This is a genomic window from Acidovorax sp. HMWF029, from assembly GCF_003060895.1.
GTDB lineage: Bacteria > Pseudomonadota > Gammaproteobacteria > Burkholderiales > Burkholderiaceae_C > Acidovorax.
Genome location: NZ_QAIH01000329.1, coordinates 1 through 2,355 on the forward strand (window position 1 = coordinate 1; position 2,355 = coordinate 2,355).

Here is a 2,355-nt window from a genome sequence, read left to right on the forward strand (position 1 = left end):
GTACAGGCCCGAGCCCACGATGAGCGCCAGCGTGAACAACAGCAGCGCGGCGGCCTTGAGTTCCAAGTATGCCACCGGGCGCAGGGTTTCGACGGGCGGCGCGCCATCGGCTACGGAGGGGGGCGTCGGGGTGGGAGCGTTCATCGAGTCGGTTGGAGCAAGCGAGTCAGTCCGTCAGTAATAGTTGCCCATGAGCGAGGCGGTCTCGATCAGCAGCAACACCGCAAACATGCGGGCCAGGCCGCCCAGTTCCGAGTCGGGCTGGGTGCGCTCGCCGCTGTCGTACAGGCCTGCGGCCATGGGGATCAGCGCCACGGCCAGGCTGAAGAACAGGGTCTTGAGCACAAACACCATGGTCACGCTGGGCGAGAACACCTGGCCAAACATGCGTGTGTAGCCAGACAGCCCGGCCATGCTGAAACCATACACGCCCAGGTAGGCCAGCACCAGCGCCACCACGCAGCTGAGCGCGGCCAAGGTAATGCAGGCAAACACGCCCGCAATCACACGCGGCAGCAGTTCGATGCGCACGGGGTCAGAGCCCTGGCTGCGCAGCGCATCGAACCGCCCCGCCTGCCGCAGGCGCGACAGCTGGGCGCCGTTGGGGATGGTGCAGCGCATGGCCACAAACAGGGCCGCCGTGAGCGGGATGAGCTCCAGCACCAGCACGCGGATCACCATCTCCAGTGCGTAGCGCGACAACCCGTAGCTCAGCGCCGTGACCACCACGATGCGCGTAAGCACCAGGCTGATCAGCGCCGCCAGCACCGTGAAGCCCAGCAGCACGGGCGCCGTGTCCAGATACAGATGGCGGGCCAGGGCCCGGCGGGTGCCCTTGCCGTAGCTGGACGGCGACAACACCAGCACCAGCACCACCGCCCCCAGGTACAGGATGCGCCACCAGGCCACCGCCCAGCGCCGCGCGGTGTTCCACACACGTTCGGGCAGGGAGAGGCCGGGCAGGCGCGAGATCATGGCCGGATCATAGCGGTGGCCTGCAGACGTGGGCCTTGCATGCCTGCAGACACTGGAATTCAAGCTTTTTTGGGCTCCTCCGCCTGATGGATATACCTTTTAAGCTATCAAAACAATAGCAATCAACATCCCCAAGAAACATGCACTCACACATGGCGCTTGCCCAGCCCTGCCGGGGTGGACTCGGCCGCCTGCTGCGCGTCGGCCCGCTCGTGCAGGGCTTCGATGATGTGGCAGGTGGCGTCCGAGCCGTCACAGCGGCTGCGCAGCGCCAGCAGGTCGGACTCCAGCGCCTGCAGCTCAGCCAGGCGGGTGCGCACATGCAGCAAGTGGGCATCCAACGTGTCGCGCGCGGCGTCGCAATCGGCCTTGCGGCCCCAGTCCAGCGCCAGCAGGGTACGCACCTCGTCCAGCGACATGTCCATGGCCCGGCACAGGCGGATAAAGCGCAGCTGGTGCACATCGGCGCCGCTGTACAGGCGGTAGCTGTTGCCCTCGCGTGCGCCCGGGGGCAAGAGGCCCTCTTTTTCGTAGTAGCGGATGTTGGCGGCCGACACCCCGGACTGCTGGGCGGCCTCGCCGATGCGGAACTGCGCGGCATGTTGATCCATGGGCTTGACCTTCAAGTGACTTCAAGGTTTCCAATCATGCCATCGACCTCAACAACCGTCAGGAGAAGAAATCCATGTCTGCCCAATGCAATCACGACCAACACGACCACGGCGCCCCCGGCCACAGCCACGGCGCGCCCGCTGGCGCCGACCCGCGCTACCGCCGCATTCTGTGGATTGCACTCCTCGTCAACGCAGCGATGTTTGTTCTGGAGCTGGGCGCGGGCATGCGCTCGGGCTCGGCATCGCTGCTGGCAGATTCCATCGACTTTCTGGGCGACGCGGCCAACTACGGCCTGTCGCTGTGGGTGCTGGCCATGGCCCTCGCCTGGCGCGCCCGGGCCGCGCTGGTCAAGGGCGCCAGCATGTTGGCCTTTGGTGTGTTTGTGATCGGCCGCGTGGCCTGGGGCGCGTGGCAAGGCATTGCGCCCGAGCCCTTCACCATGGGCAGCGTGGGCCTGCTGGCGCTGGCCGCCAACCTCGGCGTAGCCGTGCTGCTGTATGCCTACCGTGAAGGTGACGCCAACATGCGCGGCGTGTGGCTGTGCACCCGCAACGACGCGCTGGGCAACCTGGCCGTGATGGGCGCGGCCCTGGGCGTGCTGGGCACGGGCACCGTGTGGCCGGATCTGGTGGTGGCCGCCATCATGGCGGGCTTGGCCATCAGCGGGGGCTGGAGCGTGATTCGCCATGCCCGGCAGGAGCTGGCCAGCACCGCCGCAGGCGCACCACGGCAGGGGCAATGAACCGTGCGCGTGCACCTCTCCAC

At 67.0% G+C, this 2,355-nt stretch carries 3 protein-coding genes and 1 pseudogene; 1 reads left to right on the top strand and 3 read right to left on the bottom strand.

Going from position 1 to position 2,355, the window contains the following annotated elements; all coding sequences use genetic code 11:
- From DBR12_RS21850 to DBR12_RS21860, 3 genes and pseudogenes are all read right to left on the bottom strand, one after another.
- A pseudogene (locus tag DBR12_RS21850) lies at nucleotides 1-144 on the bottom strand (mammalian cell entry protein); the annotation flags it as partial.
- A 30-nt stretch (nucleotides 145-174) separates the two neighbouring features.
- Nucleotides 175-975 carry an ABC transporter permease gene (locus DBR12_RS21855; protein ID WP_108619140.1) on the bottom strand — a complete coding sequence of 267 codons (801 nt, stop codon included), beginning with the start codon at nucleotides 973-975 and terminating at the stop codon, nucleotides 175-177.
- Nucleotides 976-1,121: 146 nt separating this feature from the next.
- Entirely contained in the window at nucleotides 1,122-1,586 is a 465-nt protein-coding gene (locus tag DBR12_RS21860; RefSeq protein ID WP_108619142.1) for a Cd(II)/Pb(II)-responsive transcriptional regulator, read from the bottom strand.
- A gap of 74 nt (nucleotides 1,587-1,660) precedes the next feature.
- Between DBR12_RS21860 and DBR12_RS21865 the strand changes: the two genes are divergently transcribed.
- Nucleotides 1,661-2,332, top strand: a complete 672-nt coding sequence (locus DBR12_RS21865; protein WP_108619141.1) for a cation transporter — start codon at nucleotides 1,661-1,663, stop codon at nucleotides 2,330-2,332.
- Nucleotides 2,333-2,355: the final 23 nt, after the last annotated feature.

Coding starts and splice junctions, on each gene's coding strand:
- DBR12_RS21855 (WP_108619140.1), bottom strand. CDS start 975: ATGATCTCGCGCCTGCCCGGCCTCTCCCTGCCCGAACGTGTGTGGAAC.
- DBR12_RS21860 (WP_108619142.1), bottom strand. CDS start 1,586: ATGGATCAACATGCCGCGCAGTTCCGCATCGGCGAGGCCGCCCAGCAG.
- DBR12_RS21865 (WP_108619141.1), top strand. CDS start 1,661: ATGTCTGCCCAATGCAATCACGACCAACACGACCACGGCGCCCCCGGC.